This window comes from Thermogemmatispora sp. (genome assembly GCF_042408735.1).
In the GTDB taxonomy this organism is placed as follows: Bacteria; Chloroflexota; Ktedonobacteria; order Ktedonobacterales; family Ktedonobacteraceae; genus Thermogemmatispora.
Genome location: NZ_JBHOQV010000118.1, coordinates 42,307 through 63,221, shown reverse-complemented (window position 1 = coordinate 63,221; position 20,915 = coordinate 42,307). Strand labels below are relative to the sequence as shown.

Annotated in this window: 14 protein-coding genes and 3 tRNA genes; 8 read left to right on the top strand and 9 right to left on the bottom strand. The window is 61.3% G+C overall.

The window, feature by feature from the left end:
• The first annotated feature begins 113 nt into the window (after positions 1-113).
• Positions 114-407, top strand: coding sequence for a GYD domain-containing protein (locus ACFMO7_RS10450; RefSeq protein ID WP_376795427.1), 294 nt, complete (start codon positions 114-116; stop codon positions 405-407).
• Between the two features lie 361 nt (positions 408-768).
• Here ACFMO7_RS10450 and yvcK read toward each other — a convergent pair whose 3' ends face one another.
• Positions 769-1,797 carry a uridine diphosphate-N-acetylglucosamine-binding protein YvcK gene (gene yvcK, locus ACFMO7_RS10445; protein WP_376795426.1) on the bottom strand — a complete coding sequence of 343 codons (1,029 nt, stop codon included), beginning with the start codon at positions 1,795-1,797 and terminating at the stop codon, positions 769-771.
• 390 nt (positions 1,798-2,187) lie between these two features.
• Between yvcK and ACFMO7_RS10440 the strand changes: the two genes are divergently transcribed.
• Positions 2,188-2,979: a PadR family transcriptional regulator gene (locus ACFMO7_RS10440; RefSeq protein WP_376795425.1), complete on the top strand. Its 792-nt coding sequence runs from the start codon at positions 2,188-2,190 to the stop codon at positions 2,977-2,979.
• A gap of 558 nt (positions 2,980-3,537) precedes the next feature.
• On the opposite strand, the gene ACFMO7_RS10435 is transcribed toward ACFMO7_RS10440, so the two are convergent.
• The 4 genes from ACFMO7_RS10435 to ACFMO7_RS10420 all read right to left on the bottom strand — a co-directional run bounded on the left by ACFMO7_RS10435 (position 3,538) and on the right by ACFMO7_RS10420 (position 8,264).
• Complete coding sequence (locus ACFMO7_RS10435; RefSeq protein ID WP_376795424.1) at positions 3,538-4,449, bottom strand: hypothetical protein; 912 nt, start codon at positions 4,447-4,449, stop codon at positions 3,538-3,540.
• 213 nt (positions 4,450-4,662) lie between these two features.
• Positions 4,663-5,574 (bottom strand): energy-coupling factor transporter transmembrane component T family protein, encoded by a 912-nt coding sequence (locus ACFMO7_RS10430; RefSeq protein ID WP_376795423.1) that lies wholly within the window; start codon positions 5,572-5,574, stop codon positions 4,663-4,665.
• Between the two features lie 241 nt (positions 5,575-5,815).
• A complete protein-coding gene (locus ACFMO7_RS10425) occupies positions 5,816-6,403 on the bottom strand; it encodes an ECF transporter S component (protein ID WP_376795422.1) in 588 nt (195 codons plus the stop codon).
• Between the two features lie 136 nt (positions 6,404-6,539).
• Positions 6,540-8,264 (bottom strand): ABC transporter ATP-binding protein, encoded by a 1,725-nt coding sequence (locus ACFMO7_RS10420; RefSeq protein ID WP_376795421.1) that lies wholly within the window; start codon positions 8,262-8,264, stop codon positions 6,540-6,542.
• Positions 8,265-8,865: 601 nt separating this feature from the next.
• Here ACFMO7_RS10420 and ACFMO7_RS10415 point away from each other — a divergent pair.
• The 6 genes from ACFMO7_RS10415 (at position 8,866) to ACFMO7_RS10390 (ending at position 16,022) form a co-directional block, all read left to right on the top strand.
• Positions 8,866-10,983, top strand: a complete 2,118-nt coding sequence (locus ACFMO7_RS10415; protein ID WP_376795420.1) for a glycoside hydrolase family 9 protein — start codon at positions 8,866-8,868, stop codon at positions 10,981-10,983.
• Positions 10,984-11,125: 142 nt separating this feature from the next.
• Complete coding sequence (locus ACFMO7_RS10410) at positions 11,126-12,583, top strand: cellulase family glycosylhydrolase (protein ID WP_376795419.1); 1,458 nt, start codon at positions 11,126-11,128, stop codon at positions 12,581-12,583.
• A gap of 213 nt (positions 12,584-12,796) precedes the next feature.
• Positions 12,797-14,689, top strand: a complete 1,893-nt coding sequence (locus tag ACFMO7_RS10405) for a cellulose binding domain-containing protein (protein ID WP_376795418.1) — start codon at positions 12,797-12,799, stop codon at positions 14,687-14,689.
• Between the two features lie 682 nt (positions 14,690-15,371).
• Positions 15,372-15,443 (top strand) — tRNA-Met (locus ACFMO7_RS10400).
• A gap of 118 nt (positions 15,444-15,561) precedes the next feature.
• Positions 15,562-15,633 (top strand) — tRNA-Met (locus ACFMO7_RS10395).
• Between the two features lie 313 nt (positions 15,634-15,946).
• Positions 15,947-16,022, top strand: a tRNA-Met gene (locus ACFMO7_RS10390).
• Between the two features lie 381 nt (positions 16,023-16,403).
• Here ACFMO7_RS10390 and ACFMO7_RS10385 read toward each other — a convergent pair.
• From ACFMO7_RS10385 to ACFMO7_RS10370, 4 genes are all read right to left on the bottom strand, one after another.
• Entirely contained in the window at positions 16,404-17,342 is a 939-nt protein-coding gene (locus ACFMO7_RS10385; protein ID WP_376795417.1) for a ribose-phosphate diphosphokinase, read from the bottom strand.
• Between the two features lie 187 nt (positions 17,343-17,529).
• Positions 17,530-18,453: a DUF2877 domain-containing protein gene (locus tag ACFMO7_RS10380; RefSeq protein ID WP_376795416.1), complete on the bottom strand. Its 924-nt coding sequence runs from the start codon at positions 18,451-18,453 to the stop codon at positions 17,530-17,532.
• A 6-nt stretch (positions 18,454-18,459) separates the two neighbouring features.
• Positions 18,460-18,969: a hypothetical protein gene (locus ACFMO7_RS10375; protein ID WP_376795415.1), complete on the bottom strand. Its 510-nt coding sequence runs from the start codon at positions 18,967-18,969 to the stop codon at positions 18,460-18,462.
• Positions 18,970-19,056: 87 nt separating this feature from the next.
• Positions 19,057-20,805 (bottom strand): DUF2079 domain-containing protein, encoded by a 1,749-nt coding sequence (locus tag ACFMO7_RS10370; protein ID WP_376795414.1) that lies wholly within the window; start codon positions 20,803-20,805, stop codon positions 19,057-19,059.
• Positions 20,806-20,915 lie beyond the last annotated feature (110 nt).

Genomic DNA, 20,915 nt, shown 5'->3' with positions numbered 1-20,915 from the left:
CTGACAGTAGAGCTTGTGAAAATGCAATTGGGAGTGTACAATTGCAACAGAAGGCTGACCCCGTAGTGTTCCATCTCGAGTTGAAGGCCTGTCAAGGGCGAGGAGGTCCTTCGATGCCAACCTACATCAGCCTGGTCAATCTGACCGAGCAAGGGATCAGGGAAGCCAAGAACGCCCCCGAACGTCTGCAGATGTTCGAAAAGGCAGTCCAGGAAGCAGGAGGCAGACTTATCGGCTTTTATCTTGTCATGGGCCAGTATGACTATGTCATCATTACCGAGGCTCCCGACGATCAGACTGCCGTGCGCTTGATTCTTGGCACCATCGCTCAAAGCAGCTTGCGAACCCAGACGATGCGCGCCTTCCCACGCGAGGAATTCGAGCAGATCGCTCGCACCTTGCCGTAGAGGGGAGGCAGCAGCCTTCGGTCAAGGCAGCGCCGGAAGAGGACAGGGCCAGCCGGGAGAGACGAAGCAAGCTTTCGCCGTGGCCGCCCTCTCCGGCTAGCAGTCAGAGAGAAGAGGCGGAAGCGCTCGGGCGACAGACCAGCCCCGCCTCATCCGCGAACTCTGGTCCGGTCGCCCGCCGATCTCAGCGCTCTCTGCCGCCGGCCCGCTCCCCGGCGATCCGACTGCGAAAGCAGAGCGGCGGCCCATTCGCCGCGGCAGCTTCTGTGATTGCTGTCAGTCGGCCTGGCGCCCTGGCAAAGAAACCCGGCAGGCCATCGGAGAGGGCAGGGTCAGACGGCAGAGAGCGGTACGCGGCAGCTTAGAGAGGATCTGATGGGAAAATCGCGCGAACCAGGCGCTCGGGATCATGGCGAGCCAGCATATCGTCTTCAAGATTGAAATGGCCGATGACGACGTTTGGCACCAGGCGAGTTAAACGAGCGCGATCGACGACTACTGGCTCGCTCTTCTCTTCAGCGTAGGTGCGCAGCACTTCCGGTGGGAACGGCCCATCGTTGACGATGACGCGATCGACCCGGCCTCCCAGGTAGCGATGGATCTCACTCACAAAATCGGAGGCTTTGTAGCCGTCGGTCTCGCCATGCTTTGTCATCAGGTTGCAGACGTAGACCTTTTCGGCCTCGGACTCGCGCACGGCCCGCGCTATGTCCTTGACGAGGAGATTCGGGATGAGGCTCGTGTAGAGATCGCCGGGGCCAATAATGATCACATCGGCCCGACGAATGGCGCGGATAGCCTGGGGACAGGCCGGCGCGTCCTCCGGCACCATACGCAGACGTACGATGGGCGAGAGCGGTCCCAGGTTCTTTTTACCGCGCGTGTCGATCTCGGTTTCGCCACAAATGGTGGTGCCATCCTCCAGTTCAGCACAGATGGTGGTCTGCGCCAGGGTGACAGGTAAGACCCGCCCGGCGGTGTTGAGCAGCTCCTGGGCATCCTCGATGGCCAGCATGAGATCGCCGTTATTGATGTCCTGAAGGCCCTTGAGGATCAGATTCCCCAGGCTATGACCACCTACTCCTCCTTTTCCCTCCCCCTGCTCATCTGTGGTCTCGAAGCGGTGCATGAAGACCTCGCGCCAGAGGGCCCCATTGCGCGCCAGAGCAACCAATGACATGCGCAGGTCCCCCAGCGGCAGTTGGCGTCGAAACTCATCCATGAGACGGCGCGAGCTGCCCCCGCTGTCCGACATGGTGACGATAGCGCTGATATTGTACGGGTACTTCTTGAGATGCGAAAGGAGGGCGAAGGTCCCAGAGCCTCCGCCAATGGTGACGACTCGCTTTCCGACGTGCCGCTCTCCTGGGCGATAGTAATGTTCTGGCACCTCAGATCTCCTGTGGCTCATTCCAGTCTCGATTGACAAACGACGTCTACCTCTCTTGCTGATTTCCCCAACCTAAGAGAAACTATACACGCCTGGTGAACGCTGGAGGCAGGTCTCTCTCCCTCTCGGTCGGCTCTCAGCGGCTGCGGGGCATGGTCGGCTGCTGGCCGCACCGGTCCGAACTGGCTGGCTCTCTCGCTCCCCCTCCCTCTGCCAGTTTATCCTATCACGCCCCCCCACTTTCTGCAAGCAGGCTGCCTCGGCTCCCCTTGACAGGAATACGATATATCGTTATACTCTGGTCAGAGGTTTCGATATATCGCGATGCTGGGTCACTGGAGAAAGTCAGCCGAGAGGCACACTGGAGAGAAGAGAAAGGAGTAGAACTTCATGTTTGGTCGACGCTTTGCCTGGCAATCCTACGGTTGGGAAGAGGGAGGTTCCTTCCCCTGGCAGCGGCCACCTGGACCAGCGGTTCCCCGCTTCTGGCAAGCACGCCGCGCCCGGCCCCCCTTCGGTCCGCATGGTCCTGGCCCTCACGGCCCCGGCCCGCATGGTCCTGATCCCCATCCACACGGTCCGGCAGTCTTTTTTGAGCGGCTGCGCTTCTTTGGGCGCGGCGATCTGAAGTATGTCTTGTTGGAGCTACTCCAGGAGCGCCCCATGCACGGCTACGAGATGATGAAGGTGCTGGAGGAGCGTGCTGGCGGCTTCTATGCTCCCAGCCCGGGTTCGATCTATCCAACATTGCAAATGCTGGAGGATCGCGGCTTTATCACCTCTAGCGAGGTCGAGGGCCGCAAGGTCTATACGATCACGGAAGCCGGGCGCGCCTTCCTGGCCGAGCACCAGCGCGAGATGGAGCGCTTCGGTCCGGGCTGGCCCTTGCGAGCCGCGGGCGCCCGCGCCTGGTCTCCTGAGCTGCAGGCTCTCCGCCAGGAGGCCGGCGAGGTGGCCCGCCTCTTTATGATCGCGGGACGCTCGGCGATCGGTGACCCTGAGCGCCTGGCCCGCCTGCGCAGCATCATCGAGCGAACCCACAGGGAGCTGGCCGACCTGATCTACGGTACCTCGTCGCCAGCGCCAGGCAGCAGCGCCGCCGGCGCCCCCAATGAGGTCAGCCAGGAGCAGGAAGGCCCCGCTTCCCCAAGCGCCAGCGATGAGCCTCCCGCTCAGGCTTAGCCTGGCCTGACCGGTGACCCGCATGGGCCGGCTGTCCAGGTACTGGCGTACTTCCTCAAGCCAGCTGACCAGCCAGCCGGCCCCCGCGGCCCTCACCCCTCTACCAGAAACGCGAGAGATGAATGGACGACAATTGCTCCTCCGCGAACCGGGACAGACCTCTCGTACCGGTGAGCACTTTTGTGCAGTTACGCTCAAAAACTCTGCCTTACTCTCGCAGCTTCCCAAAGTTCCCTTGCCGAGCGTCGCGAGTGCAGCTCTTCCTTGCAACACAAGGGGCAGAGAACCAGGGGTACCTTATATCCAACCTCTCCTATATATCTTGTGTTACAAGAGGTATTTGGGTTATACTGTAGGGGACGGGAGTCGCTCTACCACTCTGTGGGCGCGGTGGTGGGGATCCAGATATCCCGTTTCTTTCTTTTTTTGGGGCGGGAGGCCCAGAAAGGGGCCGGACAAGGCCGTCCAGCCTGGGCGGAGCACCGCAAGAGAGGGCAAGCAAGCAAGGGAGCTGAGCGTCGGGAGGCGGCGCGAGGAGGACTGGCCGACCCGGAGCCGCTAGGAAGCCGGCGCGGGTCGCAAGCGTACCAGAATAAGGCCCAGCCAGAGGGTCCAGAGAGCGAAGAGCAAGAAAGCCGGCGTAGTCAAAAAGGCCTGGCCGCTGGCCGGTGCCAGAGCCACCTGCACGGCGCTGCCGATAAGAAAGAGCGCCAGCAGAATCGCCCCGTAGCCAAGAGCCACCCAGAGCGGCGGCCAGAGCTGCAGGCCGCTGCGCGCGATAATGAATCCGAACAGGAGAGTTGCCAGAGCCAGCAAGAGGCCCCCACCCGTATTGGCCACCAGAGAGCAGATTTCCACCACCAGGGCAAAACTGGGAGAGGGGAGAGCCAGGGCGCTGAAGCCGCGCGCCACTCCTACCTGATAGACTGTACTGGCCAGATTACCCAAGACCAGCAAAAGAATCCCCAGCATTCCGCTCCAGGCGGCGATGACGGCAAATCCCTTGCCGCGCCAGGGAACAGCCAGCAGCTCCTCGGCAGTCTGCGGCAACGGCTTCTCGCCCGCCCCCGTGTCCGTCGCCTTCGCCGCGGCCTGCCTGCCATCAGCTCTTTCCTCCCTGTCAGCCCCAGCGCCCTCCGGTTCAGCGCTCGTTCCCTCCTCGGCCTCCTCCTCGCGCCCCAGGACCTCCTGGGCCACGATAATGCGGAAGAGCGTAAAAGGCAAACTGAGCGTCAGAGCGAAAGCTGCCATCTGGAGCAAGCGATAGAGAGCAAAAGACCACAGATGCCGCTGAAGCCAGAGCAGGTATATGGCCAACTGACCGCGGCTGGCCGCGGTCAGGGCCTCGCCGTAGCCGTGCGGCAGCAGCCAGAGCCACTGGTAGAGCGGAGCACCGAGCAGCAACAACAAGGCTCCCAGCACATAATAGGAGCCATTGATCCGCAGGCGTGTCAGAAACGTGCGTCTCATCCGGGACCTCGTTAGCCTGAGAAGAAGCTGTCGTCTATATCATAGCAAGACGCGCCGAGTCCCGGCAGAGCATGGGCCATTCGGTCCCCAGGGTAGGTGATCGAGGCAGCAACTGACCAATTGTCCTCGGCGCTGCGCCCCTGGAGAGAGCAAGGCCAGCCTGGCGACCTCACCCATGCCCCAGCCCGCCCGGAGGCCAGGCAGGCCAGCCACTCAACGCAGGAGGAAAGCCGGAAGTCCCTGCTCATGGAGGATATGCAGGGGACCACCTGGATAGAAATTGCCCAGAATATTGAGCGCCGTCACCAGGACGAAGAAGACGATCGTCAGAGCCATCAGCAGGCGATCAAGAGGGCGCGTCTGCAGCTCCGTCAGCCAGGTGCGCTTGCCCAGGCCGAAGCAGCGCAGCTCCATCGCATTGACGATATCCTCTGCCCCCACGACCGAGCCGATCACGATGGGCACCACCAGCGGAGCCAGGCGGGCAATCCTGCCAAAGATTCCGCCGCGCAGCTTATCCAGCTCGAAACCACGCGCGCGCTGCGCATCGAGTGTCACACTGAAGTCGCGGGCCAGCGTTGGCAGGAAGCGGAACGAGAGATCGATCGCATAAGCAAACTGGTCCGGCAGCCCCAACTGCTTGAAAGCTACCCCGATCTGGCCGGGATTGGTCGTATAGGGAATGACCACCGCCAGAAAGGCAATGCTGAAGTTGCGCAGGCCCATCGTCAGCATATAGGTGATGCTCTCGACGCTGAAGACCAGCGGCTTCGGCCCAACATAGGGAGGGCGATCCAGAAAGCCGAGGAACGGCAGCGAGAACAACTGATGCTGGTGACTCAGGTCGATGCCCTGCACAATGGCGCCACCGGAGAGAAAGTAGTTGCCGAAGACCAGGATCACATTCAGAAAGATGATGAAGAGCCAGGCTCGCCGCGTCTCCGACCATCTCAGGCGCGCCAGCGCATAGTAGCAGGCCGTTCCTCCAAAGCCCAAGAGAATCAGCCAGAAATTCGAAGTTTGAGCCGCCGCCAGACCGTAGGCCAGCAGCAAGAGCAACTTAGCCCGCGGATCGAGGCGATGGATAGGCGTATCGCGCTTGATATAAGGAAACGTTATCAACATGGCACATGCATCCTTCTGCCACACCACAGAGTAAAAGATAGAACAAATTGGGGCAAGAACGGGGGCAGAGCGGCAAGAGCGCCCTGCTCCCGTTCTTCCGCCCATCCTCTGTACTCGCCGAACAGAGGACCACCACCACCCCGATCAGACCGCCGCCGAAAGCCGGCGTTGTTTAGCCGTGCGGCCTTGTGCCGCTTCGCTCGGCCCAGGAGAGCCTTGGGCCGTCAGGTTGGTCAGCAGGTCAGCGTCCGAAGCGGGCCACCGCCGCCCGGTAAGCCAGCAGCAGAATAGGCAAGAGAATCAGGCCATTGACCAGGTCGGAAAGAGCCGCTGGCAACAGATAGCCAGTTGTAGCGGTCACGAAGGTCAGCTTCGAGAGCCAGATCTCCGTGTAGGAGGCAAAGCCGATTCCGATGATGATCCCCAGTGCCGCAAAGACCTCAGCCAGCACGATAGAGCGCGAGCTGCGGTAGACGCCCCAGGTAAAGTAGATCACCAGGCCAGCGATGAAGCCGATAATGGCGTTGCCCACATCCCAGTTCCAGTAGACGCCATAGCCCGAGATATAGTCACCCAGCAGGTTGCCCACTCCTCCTGAGAAGAGGCCAACCCAGGGACCAAAGACGGCCCCGAAAAAGAGAGGGATGACAATAGCCGGGCGGAACGAGACATTCCCGGCGCTCGGAAGCTGGATAATATTCGTAAAGTAGCTGAAAATGCCATAGAGCGCCGCACCGAGCGCCATGTAGACAATGTGCCGGACCCCAATGCCCCAGACCCGGCTTGTGACCTCGCGCTCGCGCACGCCTTCTTTCTCGGTCGTTGCCATAAAGCAATGAACTCCTTTCTGGATGATCGCGATCGGTAGTCGCAGATCCTTGGAATAGTGCAGCAGGGACGACAATCACGGGAAGAGTGTAGCCAGTGAGTGGAGAAGAGCGACCAGCTCAACTCACCCTCGCCCGTTACGCCAAACTGCGGCTACACTCCGCCAGCAAATAGCGTAAGAGCGAGGTAGGGCGCAAATTACAGCTTTCCAGCAGGGTCTGATCGGCCAGCACCTCTAACGGTGCCCCATCAGCCACCAGGTGGCCATCCTTGAGGAGAAGAACGCGCTGCGTATAACGCAGCGCCAGATCGAGATCGTGTGTGATGAAGAGGAGAGCATCAAGCTCAGGAAGCTCGCGCAGATGCTCCATAAAAGAGATATAGGAGCGATAATCCTGGCCCGCCGTCGGCTCGTCCAGCAAGAGAATGCGGCTCTCCATCGCCAGCACCGAGGCGATGCTGACCCGCTTCTGCTGTCCGAAGCTGAGCGAGAGAGGCGAACGCTCGGCAAAACGGGCCACATCCAGGGCTTCAGCGGCCCGCTGGACGGCTCGCTGGAGTCGCTCGGGCGGGAAGCGCAGATTCTCGGGACCGAAGCTCAGCTCCTTCCGAACCGTAGGAGCGAAGAGCATGGCGCTCGGACTCTGAAAGACGTAACCGATGCGCGTCGCGAGCTGAGCCACACTGAGCCTGCGCGTATCTTCGCCGTAGAGAAAGACCGCGCCAGCCGTTGGGCGCAGCAGTCCCAGAGCCTGCTTGACCAGGGTGGTCTTGCCGGCCCCGTTGGGTCCGAGTAGGGCGATCGTCTCGCCCCGGCGCACCTCAAACGAAATGCCGTGCAAGATCTCCTCGCCGTCGGCCTCGTAACGATAGTGGACGTCCTGAAAGACCAACACCGGCTGCTCAGCGGCCGAACCTGTCGTCACCGCGTGCCTGGTGACAATAGGACGAACAAGCTGCTCCACCGCCTGCCGCGGGTCAGTTGCGCGGCGCAAGGTGGCCTCAATCGGCAGCTTCACCTGCTCGGGGTCGGCCATTTCCAGGAAAGAAGAGACATCCCCCAGGAAGACCTGCCGTCCGTCGCGCATCAAGAGCACCTTATCGGGGCGCAGCTTGAGGGTCTCCTCAACACGGTGCTCCACAATAATGACGGCCCGCCCCTCAGCACGCAGGCCATTAATTAGCTCTTCCAGCTCATCGATAGCCCGCGCATCGAGATTGGCAAACGGCTCATCAAAGAGAAAGATCGAAGGTTGCATCACCAGGACCCCAGCCGCCGCCACCTGCTGCCGTTGTCCACCCGAGAGGGCAAAGGTCGATTCCTGGCGGTAAGCCTCCAGATGGAGGCGCTGCAGCACCTCGTCGACCCGGCGACGGATCTCAGCCCGCGGCACCCGCAGATTTTCCAGGCCAAAAGCGACCTCCTGCTCGACCGTGGTGCCGACGATCTGCTTCTCGGGGTCCTGCAGCATCGTGCCAATGTAGCGCGCGCGCTCGCGCAGGCTCATGCCAGCGGCAGAACGCCCTTCGATCCAGATTTCCCCGCTCAGCTCGCCATGAAACGTGTGGGGAATAAGACCATTGAGACACTTGAGCAACGTGCTCTTACCGCAGCCACTCGGACCGGCAATCAGCAGTAGCTCCCCATGCGCCAGGGAGAAGGAAATATCCCGAATGGCATACTGCGACTCCGCTTCTGCCTCCGCCTGGACCCCAGAGGAATCAGGGACAGCTATCCTGGTCTTCTTCGAAGGGGGCGACTCTTCGTTGAGGGCGCGATAGCGAAAGCTCAATCCCTTGACAGCAACAGCCGGAGGTGCTTCCTGCGATGCATCTCTCGTGTTGTCGGGATGAGTAACCATCTATCCGTGTTACCTATCGCTTCCAGTGAACGCCTGCAACTTTACGAACAGTGGAAGCCCTCTGATCAGATGAGATCTACTCTCTACTAATTGTACCGAGCGACAGGGGAAGCTGTCAATGTTGTCGAGTTCTGCTAGAACAGCCATTTCAGAGATACCGCAATTGCAGTAACCTCATCAATTAAAGAGAACTACCCGAGCGTCAGGCGAGCGAGGCTGTCATCTCAGTGACTGGCATCTGCCTTCTATCTGCTCTGGCCTCTGGCAAGGAGCCTGCCTATACTGCTCTCAGGCAGACAGTGCAGAGCACCAACCTTCCCCGGCAGAGGAAAGTGGAAGGAGCCAGACAAGGAGCGCAGGCCGGGCCGTGTTCACCCAGTGCGGCGCGCTCGCCTCGAGGTGGTAGGGTTGCGCGCTGGCGATTTGCGCGCGTTGTGGTGATCCGCCTGTCTGTCTTCGCCGTTAGCCGAAGCTAGCTGGTCCCTTATTTGCCGGTCGGAGCCAGCTAGCCAGCGGAAGGCAGCGCGCTGACTGCACAGGACAGGACACGAACGAGCGAGTCAAGGATGCGACCCTGGAGAGTCTTGAAAGGAGTCAGACCGTGTCTACCCGCATCTCGCGGCGCGAACTGCTGCAGCAATCGCGCAATCTGCTGGTAGCGTTGCCATTAGGTTCCCTGGGAGCGGCGCTTGTGGGCATGGAGAGCAGCTTAGGCGCCAGCGCCGCTCCTACTCCCCAGTACAACCTGGCGGCGGCCCTGCAGATGTCGATCTACTTCTACGACGCCCAGAAATCCGGGCCGGGCGTCACCGGTGGTCTCTTGCCCTGGCGCGGTGACTGCGACCTCTCCGACACCGCTGTACCCTTGCAGCCCAAGAACAGCAACAACGTAGGGACCAACATGTCGGCCTCCTTCATCGCGGCCCATCGGCAGGTCCTCGATCCGACGGGTAAAGGAAGCGTTGATGTCAGCGGAGGCTTCCACGACGCCGGAGACCACGTCAAATTCGGCCTGCCCCAGGGCTACGCCATTTCAACGCTGGGCTGGGGCTTTTACGAATTCCGTCAGGCTTTCGTCTCCACCGGCCAGGACGCTCATATGCTGGCTATCCTGCGCTGGGGCTGCGATTATCTGATGCGCTGCACCTTCCGCGACAGCAGCGGCAACGTTGTGGCCTTCTGCTATCAGGTTGGTGAAGGTTCCATCGATCACACGGTCTGGGCGCCGCCCGAGGTAGAGAACCTGGCCCGTCCGGCCTACTTCGCCACCTCCGAGACGCCGGCCAGCGATATGTGTGGGCAGGCTGCCGCCGCTCTGGCTATCATGTACCTCAACACCCAGAGCAGTGACCCCACCTATGCAGCGAAATGCCTTGACTACGCCAAAGCGCTTTATCGCTTCGCCGTCGCCAACCGCGGCCTCGGCTACTCTGGCGGCTTCTATAACTCCAGCGGAGACAGCGATGACCTCGCCTGGGCGGCCATCTGGCTCTACATAGCCACGGGCCAGCAATCCTACCTGAACGATATTATCGCCACCGACTCCAGCGGCCACTACACCGGCTACCTCAAAGCGATTATGAACAGCACTCAGGACAACTGGCAAAATACCTGGGTCCATTGCTGGGATGCCGTTTGGGGTGGCATGTTCCTCAAGCTCGCCCCCATCACCAACGACCCCAAGCACTGGTACATCGCCCGCTGGAACCTCGAATACTGGTCGAATGTGCCTCATCAGGACCCCAACGACAAGAACTTCCTGAAGCCGACGCCGGGCGGCTTCATGGTCATCAATACCTGGGGATCCTGCCGCTACAACGCCGCCGCCCAGCTCTGTGCTCTGGTCTACCGCAAGTACACGGGCGACACGCGCTTCTCGGACTGGGCCTTGGGACAGATGAACTACATTCTGGGCAGCAACCCGATGAACCGCTGCTACATGGTGGGCTTCGCCTCCAACTCGGCCAAACATCCCCATCATCGGGCCGCCCACGGTTCCTTCACCAACAGCATGTCTGACCCACCCAACCACCGCCATACGCTCTGGGGCGGCCTGGTTGGCGGTCCTGACACCAGCGACTACCACGATGACGCCACCAACGACTTTGTCTACAATGAGGTGGCCGTCGATTACAGCGCAGCCTTCGTCGGAGCGCTGGCGGGCCTCTACTACTACTATGGCGCAGGTCAGCAGCCCAACCCCAATTTCTCGACAGCCGAGACGCCGGTCAATCCCTTCTTCGTCGAGGCGCTGGTCAACCAGGACAGCAACCAGAGCACGCAGATCACGCTGACGCTCCACAGCGATACCACTCAGCCGCCGCAGTTTGTGACCGGCCTTAAGGTGCGCTACTTCTTCAACATCAGCGAGCTGCTGAGTGTCGGCCAGTCGATCAGCTCGGTCTCAGTCGCCATCTACTACGACCAGAACCAATACCTGCCCAACGGCGGCCCGGTCGCCGTGCGCGGTCCCTACGCCTGGGGCAATTCTAACACGGTCTACTACTACGAGTTCGACTGGTCGGCCTACCCGCTCTGGTACACACGCGACCTCGAGTTCGCTCTGATCGTGGCTATCGGCAGCGACTACAAGTACCATTGGGACTCGTCGAACGACTGGAGCCGCCAGGGCCTGACCTCGACCAGGGCCGTTACCCAATACATTCCCGTCTACCGCAACGGCACGCTGGTCTTTGGCCAGGAGCCGCCGAAGTCTTGAGCTTCACGGCGGTTCCTGGTCCACGGGGGAAAACGACAGAGGCGGGTCGGTCGGGTCATCAGGCCAGCAGATAACGGCAGCAGGGACCAGGGGGCCTGCTCTCAGGGATGAGATAGCCGCAACAGATGAGGAGGGAACGCTCGTGAAAACAGCCCTGTCCCGCAGCCTGCCAGCGCTCTGCGCCTTGTTGGCGTTCGCACTGGCGGGCCTGATCTGGTACACGCCCCGACACGCGCAACGTGCTCAGGCCGCCGTCTCCTACAGCGGCCTGCACGTCTCGGGCAACCAGCTCCTCAACGGCGCCGGTCAGGCGGTGCGCCCGCTGGGGGTGGATCGCTCCGGGACCGAGTACATGTGCGATGCCGCCGGCGACACCACCGTCTTCGACGGGCCGAGCGACGCCGCTTCGGTGGCCGCTATGATGAGCTGGCACATCAATGCCGTACGCCTGCCACTCAATGAGGATTGCTGGCTCGGCATTAATGGCTACCCCGCCGCCCAATACACGGCAGCTCAGTACCGGCAGGCCATCATCGATTACGTTAACCTGCTGACGGCCAATAATTTGATTACGATCCTCGACCTGCACTGGAGTGCCCCCGGCACTCAGCAGGCGAATAAGCAGCTTGCCATGCCCGACCTGGACCACGCTCCGGCTTTCTGGACCTCGGTGGCCAATACGTTCAAGAATAACTCTTCAGTTATCTTCGACCTTTATAACGAGCCTTTCACCACAAGCTGGGATTGTTGGCTCAATGGCAGTACGGCGGCCAACGCCAGCCCCTGCACCGACGTGCCCTTCGCCGTGGCCGGCATGCAGACGCTGGTGAACACCGTGCGCGCTACCGGGGCAACCAATGTGATCATGCTCGGCGGCCTGGCTTACGCCAACGACCTGTCAGGCTGGCTCTCCCACAAGCCGAGCGATCCCTTGAATAATCTGGCCGCCTCCTTCCATCTCTACAATTTCAATACATGTAACTATGTCAATTGCTGGGTGCTGACCGTGGCGCCCGTGGCGGCCCAGGTGCCGGTGATCGCCGGTGAGATCGGCGAGAACGACTGTGCTCACGGCTTCATCGACATGGCAATGGCCTGGCTGGACCAGAACAACATCGGCTATCTGGCCTGGGCCTGGGATACTTACAACTGTTGGAGCTTCCCGTCGCTCATCACCGACTACAACGGCACTCCCACGCCCTATGGCCAAGGTCTCTTGAACCACCTGACGGACCTCGCTAACGGCGTCACGCCGACTCCCACGCCGACCCCGTTGCCTGGACACTACTGCGCGGTCCACTACAGCGCCAGCTACTGGACAGGTGGCATGACCGCCAACATCACCATCAGCAACATCAGCACTGCCGCCATCGTTGGCTGGACGCTGGTCTTCACCTTCCCCGGGGACCAGCAGGTCACGGCGGGCTGGAGCGCCACCTGGAGCCAGCAGGGCCAGCAGGTGACGGCTCGCGATGTCGGCTACAACGACGTTATCGCCGCTGGTGGCTCGGTTTCTATCGGCTTCAACGGAACCTGGACCAGCAATCACACTGATCCGACAGTCTTCACGCTGAACGGTGTGACTTGCAACACGGTCTAGCAAGGCGAGCGAGCATGCTCGCTCGCCAGAAGCCAGACGGCAGAGCATCCGGTCATGGCAACCCGAACAGGCGAGCAACGGTCACAGCCTCCGGCTGCCCGGCGGTTCGCGAATCAGCGGCCATGCCGTGCGATCCGGCCTGGGCAGACCGGCTCTGGGACCGTTCACTCATAGATCCATCAACAGAGTCCCTAGGAGAAAGGAACAACGGCTATGCTCAGGAAACAGCTCAAGAACCTGTGCGCTGGCCTGGCGCTCCTGGCACTCATCTGGGCCTTGACGCTGGGCATCGTCCTGCAAGCGCATCCGGCTTATGCTGCTTCCAGCGTCACCATCAACGGTGGCACGACCTATCAGACCATCGACGGCTTTGGCGTCTCTGAGGCTTTCGGCCAGGCCAATGCCATCATCAACGCCGGTTCCACGCTGGAGAGGCAGATGCTGGACCTGCTCTTCAGCCCCACGAGCGGCGCTGGACTGACCATCCTGCGCAACCTGATCCCTTCCGACAGCAGTCACACCATTGAGCCGAACAGCCCCGGCAGCCCGACGGCCACGCCGCAGTACGTGCCCATCGGCACCGACTGGGGCCAGTTGCCTCTGACCCAGCAAGTGATTCAGAACTACGGTGTGACGCGCATCTATGCCGACGCCTGGAGCGCGCCAGGCTTCATGAAGACCAACGGCTCCGAGAGCAACGGCGGGACCCTCTGTGGCGCTCCGGGCGCTACCTGCAGCTCTGGCGACTGGCGTCAGGCGTACGCCAACTATCTGGTGCAGTACATCAAGGACTACCAGGCGGCGGGCGTCACCATCACCGACGTGGGCTTCGTCAATGAGCCGAACCTGACGACCTCCTACTCCAGCATGGTGATGAACCCAACCCAGACCGCCGACTTCGCCAAGATTCTGGGGCCGACCCTGGCGAATGCCGGCCTCTCGACGCAAATCGTCTGCTGCGACGCCGAAGGCTGGGATCTGGCGCCCAGCTACACGAGCGCCATCGTCAACGATCCAACCGCCAATTCGTACGTCAAGATCATTTCCAGCCACGGCTACACTGCCGCCCCGACTTCACCGCTCAATTCCAACGGTAAGCCGGTCTGGGAGACCGAGTGGTCGACCTTCGATAGCTTCGATGCTGCCTGGGATGACGGCAGCGACGCCTCCGGCCTGACCTGGGCCCAGCACATCCACGTCGGCCTGACCTCGGCCAATTTGAGCGCCTTCTTCTACTGGTGGGGCGTGGCCAGTACCTCGGTCTCGACCGACAACCAGGGTCTGATCCAGCTCAACGGCTCGACCATCACGCCAGCCAAGCGCTTGTGGGCCTTCGCCAACTACAGCCGCTTCATCCGACCCGGCGCAGTGCGCATCGGGGCCACCAGCTCCGACAGCAATCTGCTGGTCTCGGCCTATCGCAATACCAACGGGACGCTGGCCATTGTGGTCATCAATCTGGCCAGCAGCAATACGGCGGCGACCTTCTCGCTGCAGAACACCTCTGTGGCCAATGGGGCGAGCGTGACCCCCTATCTGACCAACAACAACAACAATACGGCAGCTCAGGCAGCGCTGACTGTGAGCAACGGCACCTTCAGCGCGACCGTGCCGGCGCGCTCTCTGGTGACCTACGTCATCCCGGCTGGCACCGGTGGCGGTACGCCGGCCCCCACGCCGACGCCATCGCCGCAGCCGACCAGCACACCGACACCAGCTCCCACGCCGTCACCAACGCCAGCTCCGACAAGCACGCCAACTCCTACCCCCACCCCGGGTGCGAGCTGCCAGGTGCACTATAGCGTGGTGAGCCAGTGGCCGGGCGGCTTCCAGGGGAGCATCACCATCACGAACACGGGTAGCAGTCCCATCAACGGCTGGACGCTGCGCTTCAGCTTCACGGCGGGTCAGCAGATCACCCAGCTATGGAACGGCAGCTACACGCAGCAAGGGGCCCAGGTGACAATCACCAACGCCTCCTACAACGCCCAGATCCCGGCAGGCGCTACTTTGGGCGCGTCACCTGGCTTCCTGGCCTCCTGGAACGGGAGCAATCCCGCGCCGACCTCGTTCACGCTGAACGGCGCGACCTGCAGCGTCGTCTAGGGGGTTGAGCCAGGTTAGAGAAGCGAAGAGGAGAGAAAGGAGGTCGGGAACAATAGCTCGCTCCTTGCAAGCGAGCCAGACGAACGAAAGACCGAGAGGGAGGGCCAGCCTGGTGGCTTCAGCTCGGGCTTCCCGAGAGCCAGATGCTGCCGGGAAGCAGAGATAGCCAGCCTGGTAGGCCGTACCTCTGCGCTGCTGAACGTGAGACGTTTTCCTGCGGCGGGCATCGGTCGAGGAGATAGATAGACAGACAGGCCAGGGCTTTGTTTCGGTTCCAGCCTGGCCTGCCCGGTCTCGATCGGTGCCCGCCGCGCCGTTAGGGCGCGGAGTGAGATCTCCTCGAGGGGCTTGACCCCCTCCCTCTTACCTTTTGCGCACGCACCCTTTCTCCCTCTTCTGACGGAGCAGAAAAGAGCCTGCCTCCGACGACGATCGGATAAGCAGCCAGGCTCCGCTTCGAGAATGCCCTGCAGAAGCACCCGCCCGCCAGCGCTCTTGCCGCCAAGCGGCGACTTTTTTTGAATCGGGGCACTGCCTTAGGCATGACCTTCGGAGTTCAGAGCCTTCATTATGCCGCGCACGACCCGCTCCCAGCCGCAGGCCAGGAAGAGGTAGACCAGAGTGCTACCTTCGCTTTCCCCCTTGACATCCTCGCGAGCCTGTAGTATCATGAAAACGCCGACGCGGGGTGGAGCAGCGGTAGCTCGTTGGGCTCATAACCCAAAGGTCGCAGGTTCGAATCCTGCCCCCGCAATTCCGTCAGTGCTTTCGCCTGCGCACAATCACCCCCTCCAGGCCGCGCAGGCCCGCTGACAGATCGGACAGCCTGGTGTCCAGCCGAGAACATCGCTTTTTCGATTACTTGCCAACGACGCGGGGTGGAGCAGCGGTAGCTCGTTGGGCTCATAACCCAAAGGTCGCAGGTTCGAATCCTGCCCCCGCAATTCAATCGCTTCTCTTGCCTCCGTTAAGGCACGCTCTAGCGATAACGCTTAGCTCGCCTCACTCGCTCACCACGAGTGAGGCGTTTTCTCTTCCAGCACCTCGCTACACTGGCCCGTTTCCTCCCCGCCCCCCTCGGTCCCACTTCCAAAGATAGGTCCTCTCCCTCTTGACAGGATGTGATAAGATAGAGTCGAAATCGCTAGAAAGCAGGGCGGCCCCGCCAACCGGAGCTGCAATCTCCGGCAAGGTGCTGGCTCCCCCCAGGAGCAACTCCGTGAGGCAGTGGCCGTGCCCGCAGCCAGACCTGGAGATGGCGGCGTAGCTCAGTCGGTAGAGCAGGGGACTCATAAGCCCTGGGTCGTAGGTTCGAGTCCTACCGCCGCTACCAGATAGTGCCCGACCTGTTCCTCTACCTGTAGGGGAACAAGCATTCTGGTCGTTGGCAGATGGCTGAAGAGACAAGAAAGGATAGACCGCTGGTGGTCTATCCTTTCTTTTTCCCCAGTACACAAGCGGCGGCTCCCCCGCGAGGGACCGCTCTCAGCCGCTCCGGTTGCGCCTTCGACTGTGACAGCGCTCCCCTGCAACTCTGCTGCCTCAGCCACAGGGGAGGCCATCAACCAGCGCCCGCCTTAGCCGTGCCGCCCCTGTCGCCTCCTCAGCAAGAGACCCAGGCCGGATCGGCAAAAGGACGGAAAGAACAAAAAGAGCCTTTAGCTGAGTGGCTCTTTCCCTGTCGGTCGATCGGTCAGTCTGCCTGCCTGCCTGCCTATTGGAATAGTTCCGTCACCGAGCGGTTCTCGTGGATGCGACTGATGGCCCCAGCGAACAGCTCCGCCACCGAGAGAATCGTCATGTTGGGCAAGCGCTTCTCTTCCGGCAGAGGGATGGTGTCCGTGATAACGATCTCCTTTATCTCGGCCTCGCGCAACCGCTCAATGGCCGGACCCGAGAAGACGCCGTGCGAAGCGCAGCAATACACCTCGCGCGCGCCATGCTCGCGCACGACCCGCACCGCCTGCGTGATTGAGCTAGCCGTGTCGATCTCTTCGTCGACAATCAGGGCATGGCGCCCCTCCACGTTGCCGATCACGTTCTTGGCTTCAGTCACGCCGTCATTGCCCAGACGGCGCTTCTCGACAATCGCCAGCGGCGCGTTCAGGCGATCCGCGAGCTGACGCGCCTTCTTGGCAAAGCCCTCGTCGGCGGAGACAACGGTGAAGTTCTCCAGCCCCTTGGACCGGAAATAGCGCGCCTGCAGGGTCTGGGCCGTCAGCTCATCGACTGGGATATTGAAGAAGCCCTGAATCTGACCAGCATGCAGGTCCATCGTCAGCACGCGATGAGCGCCGGCCACCGTGATACAATCAGCCAGCAGCCGGGCAGTAATCGGGACCCGCGGCTGATCCTTCTTGTCGGTGCGCCCATAGGCATAGTAGGGAATGACGGCGGTGATGCGCTGCGCTGAGGCTCGCTTGAGCGCATCGATCATGATCAGTAGCTCCATGATCGAGCGATTGACCGGCGAGCTGAAAGGCTGAATAACGAAAACGTCGTGGCCCCGAACGTTCTCGTTGATCTTAACAAAAATGTTTTCGTTGCTAAACTGGAAGACCTCGGCCTTTCCCAGCTCGATCCCCAGGTGACGGCAGATGGCAGCAGCCAGCACGGGATTGGCGTTACCTGTGAAAACACTGAGCTTGTTCATAGCACCTCCGGCCTGCCTGCGCCCAGTATAGCACAAGGCAGCTTCCCTGTAAACTATGGATGACTTAAAAAGGATCGGCTGCGGTTTTATCGAGAAATAATGGTGCTACATGCTTGGAGAAAGCAGGCTGGCAGGATAAGGCCAGGCAGAGCAGGAGCCAGGGAGATACATTGGACCAGCCAGCCCGTCACGGGCAGGAGAAGCTGGGCCTGCCCGCTCCTGGCCAGGGCTGCTGCCAGGAGGAGGCTGTTAAACCCAATACCAGACCACACAAAAGATCATAGCCCGAGCTGGCCCCCAGAGCAAGCACGGCCTGCGCTCGCGCCAGCAGGTGCTCCTCATGCTCCTCAGCCAGGCTCTCCACTAGCTGGAGAAGCGGGGAGGCAAAGTAGCCACGCGCGGCCCACGAGAGCCAGGCTCGACTCAGCAGATGTGTGCGCGAAGCGGCCACGGCTACAACCCGCTCACAGGCCGCCAGGAAATGGGGAGCGGGACCATGCAGCCACCAGCCAGCGGCCAGCCAGCCAGTGAGCAGATCATCGCCCGAAGGAGTCAGGCCAGGACCGCGTCCGGCCAGCAGCTCGGCCAGAGCCGTCGGCTCCGCCGGCAGCCGGCTCTCTCCCCTCAGCGCAGCTCTCATCAACGGCAGTAAGGGATGATCCTCCTCCTGACGCCTCCTCAGCAGCTCAGGCACCAGCAGCATTCTCCGCAGACGCTCGCGATTCCGCTCCAGAACCGCAGGCTCAACCCGCGGCGGACGCCTGAGCTGGGCACGCCAGCGCGCGCAACTACTCAGGTCAACTGACCAGTGAAGATCTTCGATATACAGACGAGAGGCCCCTAGCAGCGCCGGCATGCCGGGCCGCAGGGTGCTGAACGGAAAGGCTCCCCGCAAAGCCCCCAGACGAATGCCGTTCGGCACAGAGATGCCATCCCGCGTGTTTAACGACAGAACAAAGTCTCCAGGAAAAAGCAGATTCGCCGCCGCCGGGAAGACGCTATGGACCTCTCCTCGCCAGACCGGGCCGGCAATCATCTCGGCGATGGCCTCGCTATAGGCCAACGCAGGGCAGACAGGAGCCACCGAGGGAATAGGGGTCAAACCCTCCATGAGAGATTACTCTGCTGTCTCCTTGGGAGTCGAGATCAGCAGGCGCAGAAAGCTCGTGATAGCCAGGAAAATCAGGGCATAAACGGCCATAGCGATCAGAGTTGGCCATTCAAAGGCCCAGTTATGCAGAGATGGGGTCTTGACAATGCCGTTGAAGGGCAACAGGATAATCCCCGTCAGGGCGTAGAGCAGACCAGCAAAGGCATTGTTGGGGTCAGCAGCGATGAGGCGGAAGATAAAACGCAGCAGCAAAGCCACCTCTAACACCGCTAGAAACCACAAGAGGAAGTCCTTGAACTTGCCAATCGCAAAGACCAGCGTGCGAGCCTCGCTCTCACGACTGATCGCCTCCGGCTCCACCGGCGGAGGCGCCGACATCGGCACGGGCGCCGGCTCGTAATGAGATGGGGGCGCCTGCTTCGGCTGCAGCTCCTCCATCGGAGGTAACGCGCCGGGTGGCGGCACTCTGCCAGGTTCGACACTGGTCGGATCACTGTAAAACGGGTCCCCGTGCATAGCACCTCTCCTCTGTTCGTCAACTGTCCACAGAAGCGAATAAAGCAGAGAGTCTCACCTGCAAGGATTATAACATACTATGGCCTACTATGAACTATTGCGTTTGAGTAAAACGACTCCCTCGGCCCGCGCGATCAGACGAAACTGCCCGGAAGCCGTCAAGCGATTGAGGATCTCGATCGTGCTGGCCCGATCCTCGGGAAAGACAGCATTGAGGTCGACAATGATGTAGTCAACCGTATATTGCCTGCCATCGATCGTACCGGTAAAAGAGGGAAAGACCGCCAGGCGCTGCCTTTCGCTAAGATGTGGATTAAGGTTATCTCCCGCTGAAACCGAGGCATCTGGGGGAATCATGGACAGAAGCTGCTCAATATGCTGCTCGCGTGGCCCCGGCTCATGATTGGCCCAGAAGCTATTGAGTATCGGCGCCTCGGCAACATAATTGACGCCGATGAGCAGCAGTATCCAGAGCGTAGCGTACCACTGTAGGCGCGTCAGATTGATTTGCTGAGCCAGCGGGATCATTCGCGCACAGAAGCGCTGCCAGTGTCCACGCCACCAGGCAGGCCGCAGCAAGTGCAGGGCCAGCTTCTGGAGCCGTAGCAGGCAGCCAGTCCTCCAGGCCTGCAGCCTCTGACCAGCCGCCAGCGAGAGAGGCCACCTTAACCAGGCAGGCCAGGTTCCCCTTGCGGCAGCCGCCCCTGCCTGCTCACGCTCGCGGACCTTCTCCTTGCCGCGCTCCGGTACCATCAGCTCCATCGGAGGTAGCGGCTCTCCACGCCAGTTTGCCCAGAGGGCGAGGAAGCGACGCAGGCCGACGATGCCCGCTAACACCACAAAAGGAATGATTGTGGCATTGTAGTGGTAGACGCCGCTATAGAGGGCCGGGTCGGTGTTGAGCGTATTGACTGCCAGGCTGGGCAGAGTTGGTATCAGCCATTCGGGGGCCAGAAGCGCGAGAAAGCCTGTGTTCCGGATCAGGCTGGCCAGATAGTAGACGCGCTCGATCGTCAAGAAGGTCGTGAAAAGCAGCCAGGGATGCAGCAAGAGGTTGACGATGGCCGCCCCCGGAGAGCTGCCGAGCGTCTCGTAACGGTACCAAAAGTTGTTGGCCTGCTGGCCGGGAAAAAAGTGGGGGATGATGACGCCGAAGGCCAGGGCCGACCACAGGAAGCCGCCGATGAAAAGGGCCAGGCCCAGGCGTGGCAGGCGATAGCGCCAGATCATCAGCAGGCCCAGCAGGCCAACCGCCAGCGGCACGTCCTCTTTACAGGAGGCCGCCAGGAAGCAGCAGAGGACCAACAGCACGTAACGGCGGTAGGTGAGGGCCAGCAAGGCGTAGAGCAGCAGGGGCGTGGCCAGGCTGACTGCGTGGAAGTCAAAGATGTTGAGGCCCAGCAGAGCCGGCGCCAGCAGATAGGCCACCACACAGAGGGCCGCCAGCAGCGGCCAGCGCGGCAGATAGTAGCGGGCCAACAGAAAGACGGGCAAGGCTCCCAGAGCCAGCACCAGCGTCTGAAACACGAGCAACGTCCGCGGATCTGAGCGAATCAGATAAAGAAGGGCAAGAGGCAATAGAATGGGTTCAAAGTGCACGCCAAGACGCGTGGGGGGACCGTACCAGTCGATCGCCTGGTTTGTGAACTGAAAGGGCCGGCCATGCAAGGTGTTCCAGATGGCCTGATCGTAGTTACCAAGGTCGAAGGCCGTTGCCTTGAACGTATCGTAGCGCAAGACGGCCTGATGGCTCATCTCCAGGAAATAGGCCAGCGTTGCCAGAACGACCAGGCCCCAAGCCAGCCAGCTCTGAACTCGCAGATTCACCAGTTTCATAGCCCTTGTTTGCCGCTCTTTCTCGCTCACTGCCCCTCTCGCCTTCTCTCTCCTGGCCCCTTTCTTCGCTACCTGACCCTCTCCTGGCCCGGCTCCCCCTGTCCTCTCTC